This is a genomic window from Microcoleus sp. AT3-A2, assembly GCF_036705685.1.
Classification (GTDB): Bacteria; Cyanobacteriota; Cyanobacteriia; order Cyanobacteriales; family Microcoleaceae; genus Microcoleus.
The window spans coordinates 59987-76075 of sequence record NZ_JAUBVF010000020.1 but is presented as its reverse complement, the minus strand read 5'-3'; the positions used below and the strand labels follow the sequence as shown (position 1 = coordinate 76075).

Genomic DNA, 16089 nt, shown 5'->3' with positions numbered 1-16089 from the left:
TGTCTGATTTTGTGCTGCATGGTGCCAGGATCACTGGTGACAGTTGTGTAACTTCTGTTAGTGTTAGAGTGGGGGAGGCGACAGCAAACCAAGGCAGCAGTTAAAGTGGCGATCGAGGAAGCTTTAGATAGATTTCCCGAAAGCTACTCAACTGAAGTGTATCAGCCCCAATATCAAGAGGTTTATCAGCACGTCTACGAATCTTAATTCTGAGGCAGGACGCAGTATTTATACCACCGCAGCTTGAAGCTGGTGTCAATGCCACCCACCCACAGCTTTTGTCAAAAACCCCTGATAATTTCATCTAAAATTCATCAAGTTTTTACCCACTTTTTGTCATTTTTACTGTAATTTATGATACCGATCGCCCAAGTTGCCCGAATCTCCACAACGGCCGAATTTTTAATATTTAATTTCTCGCTCTCCCTCTCCCTCCCTCTCCCTCGTTCTTCCTCCCTCTTCCTCTTTCCCTCGCCCCCTCTCCCTGTTTCCCCCTAAAATTTGAAATTTTTGAGTGACAAATCATGGCACGATCGCAGCGCGTTTTGATACCATGCAATCAAGCGCAAGACAATCAGGGAATGCACTGGAGGTGTGTAAATGGAGCTTTTGGCAGAACAAAAACGGTGCTTGGATTGCTTGGTAAGCTCGATCGAGCAATTGGGAGGTCGAGTAGACATTCCAAAGCTGGAGCAGATAGCTGAGCTAATCATTCAAACGATGAGAGGGCCTTGGCGCTACTTTCACACGTCGGAACACATTTTTGAGGTCGGAGGGTCAGTCGATCCGATCGAGGTGCTGGCTGCGCTGTTTCACGACCTCGTGTACGTGCAAGTCGATCAGGGCGTTAGTTTCAATATTAGTAGCGCCCTTTGTCCATTTGTCAAAGAAGTGCGATCGCAGTTAGTTATTAGAGATGAAACCGAACTGCCCGACGATGCCATGTATCACCTAGTGGCCTCAGTCTTTGGGTTTATTCCCGGCAAGGCTCTCTCTCCGTTTGGCGGCCAAAACGAATTTTTGAGTGCCGTTATTGCGGGCAAATCTTTGGAGCCTTTTTTGCCAGCTAGTACGATCGCTGAGATTACAGCTTGCATCGAAGCTACTATTCCTTTTCGTCCCGTTTCGCCCAGCGGTTTGAGCGCGATCGAACTTTTGTACCAGCGTTTGGTAAGTATAAATCGCGATTTTAACTTCGGATGGAGCGATGCCCAAACCGTAGAAATTGTCAAGCGTTCTGTCAGGTTAGCAAATAGAGATGTCGAGAATTTTGCATCTCCAAATTCCTCTAATTTCTTAGACAATACCTGGAATTTGATGCCAGAAACTAACCACGAATTGAGCAATGTTAATTCCTATACTGTTGCCGGATATCGCAGGTCTCTGCAAAAAATGGAAGGATTTTTGAACTTCCTCAAACCCGAACTGGTTTTCCAGCAGTTTATGCAAGAGCCGGACGATGAAACCTACGCTAACCTGATTGCCCGAACTCGCAAAAATATCGAAGTTGCTAAACTTTATCTGGGTATCAAGCTAATTACCATCGCCATTTTAGAAGCTCTTTCCTACCGATTGGGGCGCGATATTCCGCTTTCTACTATGATGGGAGAATTGCGCGCACCCGGATTTAAGACCTCGGTTTTGGAGGATTACTTGCCCAACAAGCAGATCGCCTACCCATTAGACACTCAGTTGGAAAAAGAGGTTTTAAATTTGTTAGCAATTGGAAGAAATCAAGAATCTCCCTATGATATTAAAAACTCTCCCGTAGCTACGTTTATTATCAAATCTATCGGCTTTGCTGAAACTGAAAACTTTTTGAAGAAAGCTCAAGAGTTTTTTGCCGGTCATATTTCCTCGGAAGAGTTTCTGTCTTATTGTTCTCCCGATGTCATCGAGACCATCTCCTCCGGGGTGATGAAACTCTTTGACAGCAGGAAGACGGCTTTAGGGAAAGTTAAATTAGTTCACCAAACAGTTTCTTAGGATAGGTTGGCACAATCTTAAAACGTTTTCCATCGCAGACACCAGGTTTCTTGAGTTGAGCCACAATGTCCGGTTAGTCTGAGATTGTTGCACCATTCTCGCTTAACAGGCCCGAAAGCTTGTTCCTAAAAGGCTAATTGAGAATGGTGCTAGATATCAGCTTTCAAGGACTTTAGCTATGAGTCAGGGGTTTGAACCCCTGGCGGACTAATTCGACATCCAACTTCTATTGCGGTGAACCAGTCGCACCCTCTGCGCCGGATTTGTTCTCAGGTACAGCCGTATCTGTAGGATTAGAATCGCTCCGGCTTTCGGTATTAGTTTCGCCGCTGGTACCTGCTCCTGGAGCGCCCTCACCCTGAGTTGGGGGTGGAGTAGCTGAACTCTCAGATGCTGGAGTTGGCGGAGTCGAAGCTGGCTCATTCTGCGGAGTCGGAACCGTAGTATTGGTATTATTTGACGGCGAAGATGGAGACGGCGCTGCTTCCTGAGCGGGTGCATCTTGCTGCTGTGAATTGGGAATTGTAATATTGATATTGGGAGACGGATTTGCTTGAGGAGCCGGAGTTGCCTGTTGAGCTGGACTTGGTTGAGGAGCAGGCGTAGCGTTTTGAGCTGGACTTGGTTGAACCGGAACCGGAACAATCTTTTGAATGATCGTTTTTTCTCTCTCTATAGTCCGAGTCGGAGCTGGTGTTGCTGAAGGCTGATTCGCTTTCGGTACAACAATCACAGGAGCAGAAGCAGGAGTAGGAGCCTCCTCACCCCGATTGAAGTAATATACAGTGCCCAGAACTAAGCCTACCAAAGAAGTAAGAAGAATCCCTAACAGTAACCCGCGACCAGCATTCTCATTATCGCGGACTTCTTGGACTCCAACTTGGCGGTTGTTTTCGGCCATTTCACCCTGTACATAACCTTGGTGATGAGCTGCTTCTTTAGAAGCCTTCGCAGTTGTACTCGGAACACTTGTAGTAGTTCGCGTCGTACTGACGTGACCGTTACTTGCATCTGTGTGAACTTCTTGATGAATTTCACGGCTAGAACTATTTTCTTCGTTAGGTTTCATAATTATCTTCGCCACAACTATTCAAAAAATATTTGTCTGTAGGAGATGCTCTGGTTGGAAAACTTGAGCTAAGCTGTTCAGCATTGTCAAGATTCAGGCAAGATTCATGTGTAAGCATTTGGCGTTTTGGTCATACCCAGTTTAAGTGCTTAACAGCTTTCTGCTTAGGGAGTTTAGAGAACTTTTGGCTTTTCCTTCATCTGTATCGAATCTAACTCGTTAAGGTATTAACCAGGCTCTACCCTCAGAGTGATTCCCCAACTCCTCAAAGGAATAGGATGAGCCCGACTTCAACAAAGAATACCCGCTAAATGAGTTATTTATAATGTTTGCTGTGCAAGCATATAGCAATCCTTTGCAGGAGTCGTAAAAAAAATTACGACTGCTGCAAGGATTGCTATATTTATAAAGCCGGTTTGTGCTTGAAATGTGTTTAAGTCCGATTAGATAGCCACAATTAAGTTTTTAGTAATAAAGCCAAGTTTTTTCTCATCCATCAACAGAGGATAGTCGTACTCACTACAAACAAGCTTTATTACAGGAAATTAACCGGACATCAGCATTACTGACAACTGAGTTTTTTTTACTCGGTTCTTTCAATGATGATGGTAAGGTGAGCGACTAATGCACCTATCGCTCCTATTGCTGCAATGACTGGAAACAACGCCGCACCGATGACTCCGCCGACTACTCCCACCGTCAGAGGAACTTCTACCAAGATCCGTCCCTCTTCATTTTTGATAATGATGCGGCGGATATGGCCTTCGTGCATCAGTTCTTTAACTTTAGCAACCAAATCGTCGCCGTTAATCTTCAACTCCTCGACGCTAACTTTTTCCTGAGTATAAGTAGGGGTTTCTAAAGGAGTCGTTTCAAAATTAACCTCACTCATTTTGTCGGCAGAAACTTTTTCAGATACAGGTATTGATTCGAGTTCTCTTGTCCCGACTGGTTCTTGTAGGCGTTCTGTAGGTGTGTCCATTTTTTGTTCTCCTTTTAGGTAAAAGTATTTTTGTATAGAATTATATTGAAATATAACACGCAACTTTTTTTGAATCAATCATTCTTTTGGGTGATCTTGCTGCTGCTGTCGTGATTTTCAGAAGGTATGATGATGAAAATTCCCTCACTCTCTCGCTTTTGGGCTTATCCCATCTGTCCCTTTCTCCTTGTGCCGTTTAGTTAACTGTCTGCTTCTAACCCTCGCACCGCCTAATCCTTGAAAAACTTCAAATCCAGACAACGAAAGGATGAGAGCGACTTTCACACTCTCAGAGACTCAGGCTCAACAGGTGTACAGGTTGAAATACTGACATTGTACTGAAAGTACGATCGTCCCGCCGTGTATACAATTACCACCTCTCGTTCGGGAAACCGCACATGGAAACCGTTGCTTACTTTCCTCAAATGTTATTTCAATTTAGATCAGTGCGATCGCCAAATCAAACCCGACCCCCGGAGGTTCCTCAAATCAACATCTTAGAGTTTCTAATGAGAATTGCCTAAAATCAAGGGGGAGGAGAAATAATAATGATCGAAATATTATCATAACCAAACCAATTTCCTCAAAGTGAAGTTGAAGTTGGGGAAAAGTCGGGTAAATTAGAATTATTTCTTTCTGCTTCCTCTTGATTCTCCGTATCGGATTTGCCAGCGAGAGAATTTAAATATCAAGTTGGCAGCCAGATGGTACTTTTATGCAAATTTTTAAGGCACATTAAGCGGATGTGTGGAATGTGAGTTTTAGTGGCGATCGCACAACTTTAGCATCTGCCCAGAAAAATTTCGTCGGTGAAGCTTTGGAGCCTCGATGTGGCTAAAGTATAAGCTGCCGAACTTGACAAATTGCTCGCAATCGGCTGTCCCTAGCTCGGAGACTACCTACAATACAATCTTCGGGTTGAGTGCGATCGGCATTTGTGCAAAAAAACTGACAATTGAGATTTATTGGCAATTGCCGGGAACCTGTTTTGCCTGAATTTTAAAATCGGGCGATCGGCTGCAGATTTGTCGCTATTCTTGTCTTATTGTAATATAATTTTACGCAAGGGGCAATACGAAATGTACTGCCACAGGTCGCAGATGTCTATCCATCTGAACCAAATTAATGTCATCAAACATTAAAAATAGTTATGACTGTTATATTCGGATTAGTAAAATCTTGGATATATAAAATTCAATACATAGTCAGATTTCAAAGGGGTGTCTGCTGTTAAATCAATCTCACCTGCAATATCGTTTCGGGGGACACCAGCACGATTTAAGGCAAAAAATAATCCTGCTGAATTAACTGATTTGAGGGAGCAGAGGAAAGTTGATGACTAAGCTATAAAAAGAGTTGAAAAGGCTTTCTAAATAGTAGGCAAGACTCCAGCAGCCAACCGCAACTGCCAATTACCAAAGGAGGGAGCAGTGTATGAAACTGACGGGTTGAGTCCCCTAAAATCGCCGCTTGGTTTGCGATCGACTCTACAGGAATTAACCCTGTACGACTTTCTCCTAGAATCTGAGTGTCTGGGGGACGAAGTTGCTAAAATTTTTCAAGCAAACCCTTTAGTTCCGGGCATCATCATCACTCAGCAAGGAAAGTTTATAGGGATGATTTCGCGGCGGCGTTATTTTGAACATATGAGCCGCCCCTACAGCTTGGAGTTATTTTCTCAACAGCCTTTGTTCATACTCTACCGCTTTACTAAAACTGATATGTTGGTTCTCGATCGCGAAACCTCAATTATGACGGCAGTGCGGCAGTCTTTGGAGCGATCGCCCGAACTAATCCACGAACCAATTGTAGTACAAGTAGAACCGGAAATTTACAAACTTTTAGACGTACACCAACTACTGCTTTCTCAGTTGCAAATTCACGAGTTATCAACCGTGGCGATGCGCGAGTCGCAAGCACAATTGAGACATCAAGCCCAACAGCTCGAACTTGCCCTGCTGGAACTTCAGCGCACTCAAACTCAACTAATTCAAACGGAGAAAATGTCTTCTTTGGGGCAGTTAGTAGCAGGAGTAGCTCACGAAATCAACAATCCGATCGGCTTTATCTACAGCAATTTGCACCACGCTAAAGAGTACACGCAAGGTTTAATGCGGATGCTCGACATCTACCAAAAGCACTGTCCCGAACCCATCGCAGCAATTGAAGCGGAAGCAGAAAAAATCGAACTCGATTATGTGCTAGAAGACTTGCCGAAAGTCTTAAATTCTATGCAGCAAGGTGCAGAAAGAGTGCGCGACATCGTTTTGTCGCTGCGGAATTTTTGCAGATTAGACGAAGCTGAAATGAAGCAGGTCAACATTCACGACGGTATCAACAACACGATTATGCTGTTGCAAAGCCAGCTTAAAGGGAAACCGGGGCACGAGGCGATCGAAATTCACAAAGAATACAGCGACTTGCCGCTGGTGCAGTGCTATCCCGGACAGCTCAATCAGGTATTTATGAATATTTTACTTAATGCAATTTACGCTCTTGTTGAGTCTAATAAACACGAAAATGTCGATAATAAAAGCGCGAAAAAGTCGCAATCATGCGAGCAAAATCAGTCTTGTACAAAGACTAAATCATCAGTTTATAAGTCTACCTGCCTGATTCCTACGATTCGGATTCGCACCGAGTTAATTGATAAAAAAAAGGTAATAATTAAAATTTCTGACAACGGCCCGGGGATGACAGAAGATGTTCGGAAGCGGTTGTTTGACCCTTTCTTTTCTACTAAGCCGGTCGGTCAAGGAACGGGTTTGGGACTGTCGATTAGCTATGAAATTGTTGTGAACCAACACGGCGGCGCATTGAAGTGTTTTTCGGAACTGGGAAAAGGAGCAGAATTTGCGATCGAAATTCCACTTCAACAGTCTTCCCTAGCACAGATTTTGCCTCCCTTTGCGTGATATAGCAGAAGAAAGTTCGGCAACGGATTCGCTCGACGGATGTAACGGATGTAAAGGATAGAAGGAAGTTCGGCAACGGATTATGTAACGGATGTAACGGATGTAAAGGATAGAAGGAAGAAGGAATAAAAGTTAGGGATTCGGCCGTTGAAACCGCTTCTTGTCAAACTTTCGTTCCTCTCGCTTGAGACTAAAGAATAAAGCCCGTCAGCTACCGCGAACCTTTGCAAACCCACTTCCACAAAGGATGACTCGGCCCCTGTTGGCGAATGCGGCGCACTTGTTGTTCCAAACCCTGTTTTTCCCGGTGGGGCAATCCTCGCATCATATTGCGACTTTGCCAAGTTAGCACTCCTAAAGTCATCCCCAAGCACAAACCCAAACCGAGAGTGGGCCAGCGATGAAAAGATAAACCGTAGCGCACCGCCGCCCAAGTGAAGTGTTCTAACCACAAAGCTATTTCGCGTCGCAAACCCCAAATGCTCAAAGAACCGACGCTAATCCACAGCAATATCACAGTTAACCAGCGGCCGTAAACTGTTAGTTTGTGAAGCCTTTGGACTTCAATTTGAAAAGTTTGGTCAGTAGTCATTTGTTATTTGTCATTTGTCATTTATCATTGGTTATTGATTATTGAGGATTTATTATTAGTCAGTCAACAGTTAACCGTCAACAGTTAACCGTCACCAGTTAACCGTCAACAGTCAATTAAACTTCCTCTGACTGGTTGATTCCTTCTGCGGGGACGGGGATGGAGTGACCGGTGCGACTGCGCCACCAAGCTAGCAGCGTGCTGGCAACGAAAATACTCGAATACGCACCCGCAATAAAACCGACAATCAATGCTAAAGCAAAGTATTTGAGGGTTTCGCCGCCAAACAAAAAGATTGAAAACAATGTCAGCAGCGTGGTAAACGTCGTGTTAATTGACCTTCCCAGCGTCTGCATTACCGCATCATCGACAATTTGATCGATCGACTGTCCCGGATTCAGCTTGATTACTTCGCGCACGCGATCGTAAATTACTACTGTATCGTTAACAGAAAAACCGATAATTGTCAAGAGCGCTACCACAAATAAACTGTCAACTTCCACTCCTTGAACTAAACCCAAAATTGAGAAAACACCAAGAGTAATTAACACGTCGTGGAAGAGAGCAACGAAAGCAAAAAAGGCATAATCCAACTGAAACCGGAATGTTAGATAAACCGTAATTCCAGCAAAGGAAAGAAATAAAGCCAACAATCCCGAAGTAAATAATTGTTTGCCGAGGGTAGGGCCAACCGTATCTATTTGAATAGATTGAGGAGCAAAAGTGCCTATTTTCTCGCTCAAAGCTGTTTGCAAATTAGTCCGCTGTTCGACATCCAAAGTTTTTGTTCGCAGCGACAAACCGCGCTGTTCTTTGCCGATAACTTGAATGCTGCTACCGGCCAAACCTTGGGTGTCCAGGACTTGGCGGACAGCAGCAAGATCGATGGGTTTACAATTTTCCGGTTTCGTGCAGTCGAGTTCAAATTGCAGCCGAGTGCCGCCGATAAAGTCCAAACTGGGGCGCAGTGGTGCGCGGATGTCGGGACGAGTCCAAGAAATCGCCATCGACACTATACCTGCGAGGATTATAGCGGCGGAAATACTCCACCAGAGCGATCGATATTTGATTACACTGAATTTCATAATTTAGCGGGAATTGGGAATTGGGAATTGGGAATTGGGAATTGGGCATTGGTAATTGGGCATTGGTAATTAATTATTTACAACTAATTTTTAGCGGTTTGTAGTTGATAACTATTACCGATTACCAACTACCAATTACCAATTACCAATTACCAATTACCCATTAACTATTAGCAGTTTTCGACAAATTAGGACAGAACCACTGAGGTTTCCGCAATGCTGGAAAGCTCAATACTACGAACAGCAGAGTGCGGCTGCAAGTGAGCGCAGTAAACATACTCACTACTACGCCCAATCCCAGAGTTACAGCAAACCCTTTAACTAAACCTGCGCCCAAGGAGAACAAAGCAAGACAAGCAATAACTGTTGTGACGTTGCCGTCTAAAATGCTGGAAAAAGCGCGGTAAAAACCCGATTCGACCGATCGATAAAGCGATTTCCCCGCCCGCAACTCTTCCCGCGTGCGCTCAAAAATCAGCACGTTAGCATCCACCGCCATCCCGATGCTGAGCACGAAACCCGCAATTCCCGGCAGGGTTAATGTCACTCCCAAAAGCACGAAAGCTGCCCAAGTTAACAGAGCATAAATTAACAGCGCAATATTGGCAATTACGCCGGGGAGTCGATAGTAGGCAACCATGAAAATCAAGACTAAAATTAAGCCGCCGATACCTGCGTTAATACTGCTTTGAATGCTGTCTCTACCCAAGCTAGCGCCGACAGTACGGTTTTCTACAATTTCGACCGGCACCGGCAAAGCACCACCGCGCAATTGCACTGCCAAATCGTTGGCTTCTTGCGTTGTAAAGTTGCCTTGAATTACGGCACTCCCACCAGTAATTCCTGTTTGGGCAAATTCAACTCCGACGACTGGAGAACTGATCATTCTTTCGTCTAGAAAAATACCGATACTGCGTCCTGTGCCTGCTAAATTTTTAGTGAGTTGGGCAAAGAGTTCGCCTCCTTTGGTATCGAAAACAAGAGCAACGTTCCAGTTGTTTCCAGACGCCAAGGGTTGAGGTTGAGCGTCTTTGAGGTTTTCGCCGCCGAGACCGCTGCTTTTGAAGAGTTTGGCGATCGCCTCATTACTTCTTTTCAAAGCAGCCTGATTTTCTTTAATAGCAGCCTCATTCGGGCGAATTTTCAATTCTTCTTGTTTGACCAGCAATTCCTGCTGCAACTGCCTCTCAATGGCTAATTGTGCTTCTGTTCCAGGCAGTTGTTCCAGAAATTCTAGCTTGGCCGTGCCGCCCAAAACTCGTTCTGCTTGCTGCGGGTCATTTACTCCGGGCAACTGCACGAGAATCTGGTCTTCTCCTACTGTTTGGACTAATGCTTCGGAAACACCCAAACCGTTGACGCGGTTTTCGACAATCCGCCGCACTGCTTCTAACATTCCCGGGTCAATTTTGGGAATTGTGGGCGTAGTTTTTACTTGAATTGTGAGTTGCGACCCTCCTTGCAAGTCTAATCCCAGCCGCGTCGGAATTGTTACTATTACAGTAATGGCGGCGATGATTAGAACAAAAATTAGGGCTAATAGCGAACGTTGTTTTTGCATATTTAATTATTAGTCATTGGTCAGTTGGCAGTTGTCAGTTGACAGTTGGCAGTTGGCAGATTTTAGTCATCAGTCATCAGTCATCAGTCAACAGTCATCAGTCAACAGTCAACAGTCAACCAATGACTACTGACTAATCACTATTTATACTCGCAAAGCTACCATTTTTTGGACTGCTTCGACAATTTGATTGGGTTGGACAATTGTCAGTCTTTCCAAATTGCCGTTGTAAGGTGTGGGAATATCTTGTGAAGACAGGCGCAAAACCGGTGCGTCGAGTTCGTCAAAAAATCGATCGCTAATCGAAGCAATGAGTTCGGCACCAATGCCTCCTGTTTTCATGCACTCCTCTACAATAATTACTTTGTGAGTTTTGCGAATGGATGCGCCGATGGTCTCCATGTCCAGGGGTTTGAGAGAAATTAGGTCGATTACTTCTGGATCGTAACCTTCTTTTACCAGGGCTGGCACGGCTTGCAAGACGTGGTGCCGCATCCTGGAATAAGTCAGGATGGTGACATCTTTGCCCGATCGCACAATTTCTGCTTTGTCCAGCGGCACTAAATATTCTGTTTCTGGCAAATTTTCTTTGAGGTTGTAAAGAAGGACGTGCTCGAAAAACAGAACGGGGTTATCGTCGCGGATGGCTGATTTTAAGAGTCCTTTGGCGTTGTAGGGAGTCGAACAAGCGACTATTTTCAAACCCGGTACTGCTTGGAAATATGCTTCTAGGCGTTGGGAGTGTTCGGCGCCGAGTTGTCGGCCCACGCCGCCAGGCCCACGAATTACCATTGGCATTTTGAAGTTGCCACCGGATGTGTAGCGCAGCATTCCGGCGTTGTTGGAAATTTGGTTGAAGGCCAGCAGCAAAAAGCCCATGTTCATGCCTTCGATGACCGGTCGCAATCCCGTCATTGCTGCGCCTACTGCCATGCCTGTAAAGCTATTTTCGGCGATCGGGGTGTCGAGCACTCTAAGTTCGCCGTATTTGTTGTAGAGGTCTTTGGTGACTTTATAGGAACCGCCGTATTGACCTACGTCTTCGCCGAGTACGAATACGGCGGAGTCGCGGGCCATTTCTTCGTCTAACGCCTCGCGGAGGGCGTTGAACAATAAGGTTTCTGCCATAGGAGGTGAAGCAATGATTGCAGGAGGGTCAGATTAGAATCTTAACCTTTCGGGGGTGTCGATCTAGGAGTCGATCGCAAATTCGGCAGTTAAAACCTGAGATTTTGCCAATCTTTATCATAACATTTGTATTATGTCAATGAATATTTAAGTTAAAATAATACTAATATCAAATCCGTTAGCATCGGAATAGTAAATTCGAGTTCACGGTTGACGGTTGACGGTTGACGGTTGACGCCGTGAACAGTCAACCGTCAACAGTCAACATCATTTCCGGTTACACCGGAAATGATATAACTTGCCTGCCCACAGCAGAGGAATATTATGCTCCAGACAAAAACTCAACTCACTCTGGAAGAGTTTCTCGCTCTTCCCGAAGGAGAAGGCGATATTACCTACGAACTTATTGACGAGCAAGCAGTACCGAAGATGTCACCTAAAAAATTTCATTCTCGCCTCACCAGAAGCCTAATAAAACTCCTCGAACAGTGGGGTGAGGAACGGGGAGAAATTGGTGTAGAATGGGCGGTAAAATTAACCCGCCAGGGGCGAGACTGGGTGCCAGTACCAGACATTTTATATGTTTCTTACGAACGCTTATCTCCTGACTGGAATCAAGATGAAGCCTGTCCTGTAGCCCCAGAATTAGTCATAGAAATTATTTCACCCGAACAAACTTTCGGTCAGTTAGCTGCTAAAGCGAGAGATTATTTAGATGCTAAGGTATTGCGGGTTTGGGTAGTAGATAGCAAGGCGAGAAGCATTACAGTTTTTTACCCCGATGCAGCACCGCAGACTTATATGGGAGATACGCTATTAATAGATACACTTTTTGATGGATTAGAATTTACTGCTGAAAAGCTATTTCAGATGGCAAAAATACCATAAACTTTTTTTATGATGAGTGTATGGTAGTGGAGAAGCTATTGCATATTTAAATCAATATTGTCAATGACGGGCATTCGATGTCGCAATTTCAACCCTAGCAAAATCCAGTCTTCCAAAGTTGATCGCAACTCATTTTGACACTCTTTTAAAGTTGAACCAAAGGCGATGACTCCCTTGCAAACAGGAATTTTCCCAACAAAGCTATGATCTTCAAGTTTGTCATACGTAGCCTCAGCCATCGCTTTGTCAACGTATTCGCTCAGAATGAATTTTACAGTCATTGAGTTTCCTTTTGCTTGTCGAATATTGGAATCTCCTTCACAGTTACATCAATTATATTTGTTTTTGTCAACCTCCGGCATTTAGATTTCTGAAAAATGTTTTTGCAATAAATCGTGAATAAATCGATAACGCCGATCGCCAGTTTTTTGCAGCAGCAGGCGATCGGTCGCAGCATCGAGAAAACGCCTGTAATCCCAAGGAATGTAGCCGTTAGACCACATAACTAGGCGCAATATAAACCTTTCAATCCCCGGAATTCCCGGCAACAAAGCACTAATTACCGCAGCAACAGCACCCGCAGCTATTCCCCAAATTGACCCGGAGATTAGGGTGGCAATTAATCCCAAAATCACCCAAATCAGCCCGCCAGCCAGCTTAACTCCAAACTGATACTTGCGCCGTTCATCGGCTGTTTGCAGCCAGCTAGACGGTATGCGATCGAGGTAAAATTCTTGAATTCCTTGCTGTTCCATCCTTCTCGCCAACCATCCCAGCCAGTGGCGAATTTGTTCGGGCCGCAGTTCCTTACCTCTGGGATACTGCTTGACTTGCCCGGTCATTTGGTGGCGAATATAGGCAGTTAACAAATATTTGCGCTGTTCTTCTGCGGAAGTTATGCGCTTCCAAGCTTCAATTAAAATATCGTCGTAAGCCAAAGCCATCATGCTCAAAAGCAAGGGAACTTTTGCCAATTTCAACAACTCCGGCTCGTGCTCAATGCTGTACCAAAGTTCGCGGCTTCTGGCTTCTAGCAGATAATTCTGAATTTTAGTTTCTGTTAAAGGTTTCAATAAAACCGCTGCTTGCAGGCGAAATCTAGTCTGGCAGTTTTTGTAAGCTTCAAAACTGCTGCAAGCTACTAAATGTTTGGGTTTAAATTCGCTTTCAACAAACTGATTGATTGCTTGAATGCAGATATTTTGGCGGTCGGTTTCTACTTCGTCCAAGCCGTCGAGGAGAGGCAGCAATTGTTGTTCGGCAAGCCATTTTTTGCCAACAGCAGGAGAGATGCCGTATTTGAAGTGAAGTTGAGCAATTAACCAATCTGCGATCGCCCCGGGTTCTGCTTTCCATGATCCGAGTTCAAACAGCACTGGTACTGGAAAACTAGCATCTTTTTGGGCGCGGGAAATTAACACGCGAGCTAATTCTAGCAGCGTTGTAGTTTTGCCTGCACCCGTGGCTCCCAAAATTACCAATTTGCCACCGCTGCGATCGAACACTTTAGCAATGCTGGCTTTGGGAGGAAGCCGAAAACTCGGACGGTTGCCGGCTTTCACTTCCACATCCCAACAGCGGTTAACACCCGTTGGCGGCGAGTCTTGACTGAGGTTAGCCAGCACAGCGGCGTGCAAAGACTGCGATCGTCCTGCTTGGACTTCCTGCTTCACCTCCTCCAACAATCGATCGCGAGGCGGTTGTAATCTCAGAGGAATCAATTTTGACATTTTATGTACCTCGCGCTGAACGCTTACTTTCGCAAATTTGCGCGCAAATACCCCAGAGCAAGATTACCATCAGTATAGGCGTCCAGTATATATTGACTCAAATTATTGCGACAATTATCCATGTAAAATTTTATATAAAAATCCTGACCCTGTGGCCCGCACTAGGTATTTCCACTATAAATTAACTGGCGATCGCCTCAACTCCCAAACAAAAATTATTAGTATAGATACAGAGAGGGTTTTTTATGTCATTTACGAAGGCTCAAATCATCACAGTAAGCTTAGCAGGAGTGGCAACAGCGGTGGGAGTAGCTGTTGCCACTATACAGTCGGGTGCGATGAAACAATCCCATCCTCCCCTTGCAGAATCACCGGCATCCACCACAAACCAGATTGCAGGGCCGACGAACAACCTTGAATCTCGGCAACCAGAACCTCTGCAAGCACAAACCCAGGCCGCACAATCTCCGAAATCCGAACCCCAACCTGCAAAAACCCCAGCACTTCAATCCTCGCTAGTTGCAGGAGTTTCTGGGCCAAAAGTTGAGCCAGTAGTTGTCACACCGCCAAATTCGGGTTGCAAAATCAGCCAAGCTGTAGTCAGCGATCCGAATCCACCGCTAAATGTGCGATCGATCCCGCAAGTAAGGGGCAGCAACATAGTAGGAAGACTTAAAAATAATACCTTTGTTTCAGTCGTCGAAGAACAAAACGGTTGGCTGCGAATTAACGATCCGCCCGGTTGGATTGCCAAAAACCGCACCGAAAGCAGTTGTTCTAACGTCAACCAGCAGATTAATTTTCGGCGGGGAGGAGATGAGGCAATTGTTAAAGGTCGAATTATCGGCGGAGGCACCCACTCTTACCGGATTCGCGCCCGAAAAGGTCAAACTATGACTGTTAGGAATCGCAAAGATGTTTTCCCCCAAATTATAACTCCTGGTGGCAAGCTTTTAGCAGGAGATGCTTATCAAGGCAATGAAACAGAGTGGACTGGAAAAGTGCCAGTAACTGGCAATTACACATTAGAACTAAACTCAAATTTCCGGGGATACGAATACGAATTTTCGGTTAAATTACGATAAGTTTTCTGACATATTTAGGGAGACGGCAGTGCCGTCTCCCTAACCGGATATGCAACTTTTAATCAATAGTATAATTAAGGAATCGTTCCAAGCGATATATCAAGAATCGCAAATTTCTGCCAATCTTCCGAATCAAAGTGCCACCATTCAGTTGTGATACTCATAAATCCGTGTTTTTTCATCGCATCCTTAAGCACTTGACGATTTTTCCGAGATTCGGCGCTGCCGCCTTGATAATCTCCGTGAGCTTTTTCGGTAAAATCATCGTAAGGTGTTGGCATTTCCAATTCTTTGCCAGTGCGATCGACTAAAGTCAAATCAATAGCAGCACCGCGATTGTGTCGCGAACCCCTAGCAGGATTAGCAACATAGCGCGGATCTGGCCAAGCTTGCCACATTTGCTTAGTCACAGAGAAAGGCCTGTAGCAATCGTAAACTTTCAAACCCAATCCGATTTTTTCCAAATCTGTTTGAACTAGCCCTAACTGTTGAGCAACGGAACTTCTCAAAGCGCATTTCGATATAGTGTAAAGTTTCCGTTTCAAGAAATTATTAGTAGTGGCGTATCGGATATCGAGGCGAATGTTGGGATTTACGGTGCGGATGTCAACCAGTCGCGCCCCACTGGGAAGTTGACTCATGAAAATACTTTCAGGTACTACTGGGTTTGATTCTGGTTGGGTATTTTGCACTTGTGGCGGCTCCTGGGCGCGAATAGATGTTGTATAATTCAGTGTGGTTGTAGATAGTAATACGAGGATGAATAGAATTAGATATCTTGTAAATCGGTTTAATTTCATAGCTCTGTTAAGTGGAGATTTAATAGAGTTTTTACATTTGATATTTTGGGGAATTTTCCCGCTTTTCGTGTGGTCTGTCAGCCCGCCAGACCGACAGGGGTTGAAACCCCTGTCTCACAGCTAAAGTCCTCTGAAGAGGACTGAAATAGTTCTCTAAAACTTTTATTTTATGAGTCTTTCAGTCGGTTTTAACCGACTTTAGCTATGAGACGGGGGTTTTAACCCCCGGCGGACTGTGGGACAAGCGCGAGAATGATAAATCACTTCT

At 44.8% G+C, this 16089-nt stretch carries 14 protein-coding genes; 5 read left to right on the top strand and 9 right to left on the bottom strand.

The genetic code is table 11. The annotated features are described in order from the left end of the window. Positions 1–60: 60 nt before the first annotated feature. Both QUB37_RS13935 and QUB37_RS13930 read left to right on the top strand, forming a co-directional pair. The gene (locus QUB37_RS13935; RefSeq protein WP_333162851.1) at positions 61–207 is read left to right on the top strand and encodes a hypothetical protein; all 147 of its coding nucleotides are present in this window, start codon (positions 61–63) and stop codon (positions 205–207) included. A gap of 393 nt (positions 208–600) precedes the next feature. Continuing rightward, complete coding sequence (locus QUB37_RS13930; protein WP_333162849.1) at positions 601–1986, top strand: hypothetical protein; 1386 nt, start codon at positions 601–603, stop codon at positions 1984–1986. A gap of 226 nt (positions 1987–2212) precedes the next feature. Here the strand turns inward: QUB37_RS13930 and QUB37_RS13925 are convergent, their stop codons facing one another. Beyond that, entirely contained in the window at positions 2213–3055 is an 843-nt protein-coding gene (locus QUB37_RS13925) for a hypothetical protein (protein WP_333162847.1), read from the bottom strand. 583 nt (positions 3056–3638) lie between these two features. Then, complete coding sequence (locus QUB37_RS13920; RefSeq protein WP_333162845.1) at positions 3639–4037, bottom strand: DUF4342 domain-containing protein; 399 nt, start codon at positions 4035–4037, stop codon at positions 3639–3641. Between the two features lie 1430 nt (positions 4038–5467). Between QUB37_RS13920 and QUB37_RS13915 the strand changes: the two genes are divergently transcribed. After that, positions 5468–6952, top strand: a complete 1485-nt coding sequence (locus tag QUB37_RS13915; protein WP_333162843.1) for an ATP-binding protein — start codon at positions 5468–5470, stop codon at positions 6950–6952. A gap of 211 nt (positions 6953–7163) precedes the next feature. Here the strand turns inward: QUB37_RS13915 and QUB37_RS13910 are convergent, their stop codons facing one another. The 4 genes from QUB37_RS13910 to QUB37_RS13895 all read right to left on the bottom strand — a co-directional run bounded on the left by QUB37_RS13910 (position 7164) and on the right by QUB37_RS13895 (position 11318). Next, positions 7164–7544: a hypothetical protein gene (locus tag QUB37_RS13910; RefSeq protein ID WP_333162841.1), complete on the bottom strand. Its 381-nt coding sequence runs from the start codon at positions 7542–7544 to the stop codon at positions 7164–7166. A 116-nt stretch (positions 7545–7660) separates the two neighbouring features. After that, the gene (gene secF, locus QUB37_RS13905; protein ID WP_333162839.1) at positions 7661–8629 is read right to left on the bottom strand and encodes a protein translocase subunit SecF; all 969 of its coding nucleotides are present in this window, start codon (positions 8627–8629) and stop codon (positions 7661–7663) included. Between the two features lie 163 nt (positions 8630–8792). Further along, the gene (gene secD / locus QUB37_RS13900) at positions 8793–10190 is read right to left on the bottom strand and encodes a protein translocase subunit SecD (protein ID WP_333162837.1); all 1398 of its coding nucleotides are present in this window, start codon (positions 10188–10190) and stop codon (positions 8793–8795) included. Positions 10191–10334: 144 nt separating this feature from the next. After that, entirely contained in the window at positions 10335–11318 is a 984-nt protein-coding gene (locus tag QUB37_RS13895; protein WP_333162835.1) for an alpha-ketoacid dehydrogenase subunit beta, read from the bottom strand. A 324-nt stretch (positions 11319–11642) separates the two neighbouring features. Between QUB37_RS13895 and QUB37_RS13890 the strand changes: the two genes are divergently transcribed. After that, the gene (locus QUB37_RS13890; protein WP_333162834.1) at positions 11643–12206 is read left to right on the top strand and encodes a Uma2 family endonuclease; all 564 of its coding nucleotides are present in this window, start codon (positions 11643–11645) and stop codon (positions 12204–12206) included. Positions 12207–12241: 35 nt separating this feature from the next. Here the strand turns inward: QUB37_RS13890 and QUB37_RS13885 are convergent, their stop codons facing one another. Both QUB37_RS13885 and QUB37_RS13880 read right to left on the bottom strand, forming a co-directional pair. Continuing rightward, the gene (locus QUB37_RS13885; RefSeq protein WP_333162832.1) at positions 12242–12487 is read right to left on the bottom strand and encodes a type II toxin-antitoxin system HicB family antitoxin; all 246 of its coding nucleotides are present in this window, start codon (positions 12485–12487) and stop codon (positions 12242–12244) included. 81 nt (positions 12488–12568) lie between these two features. Further along, positions 12569–13936: an NACHT domain-containing protein gene (locus QUB37_RS13880; protein ID WP_333162830.1), complete on the bottom strand. Its 1368-nt coding sequence runs from the start codon at positions 13934–13936 to the stop codon at positions 12569–12571. 245 nt (positions 13937–14181) lie between these two features. Between QUB37_RS13880 and QUB37_RS13875 the strand changes: the two genes are divergently transcribed. Beyond that, on the top strand, positions 14182–15021 hold the full coding sequence (locus tag QUB37_RS13875) for an SH3 domain-containing protein (RefSeq protein ID WP_333162828.1): 840 nt from the start codon (positions 14182–14184) through the stop codon (positions 15019–15021). Between the two features lie 74 nt (positions 15022–15095). Here the strand turns inward: QUB37_RS13875 and QUB37_RS13870 are convergent, their stop codons facing one another. Continuing rightward, the gene (locus QUB37_RS13870) at positions 15096–15821 is read right to left on the bottom strand and encodes a M15 family metallopeptidase (RefSeq protein ID WP_333162826.1); all 726 of its coding nucleotides are present in this window, start codon (positions 15819–15821) and stop codon (positions 15096–15098) included. Between the last annotated feature and the right edge of the window lie 268 nt (positions 15822–16089).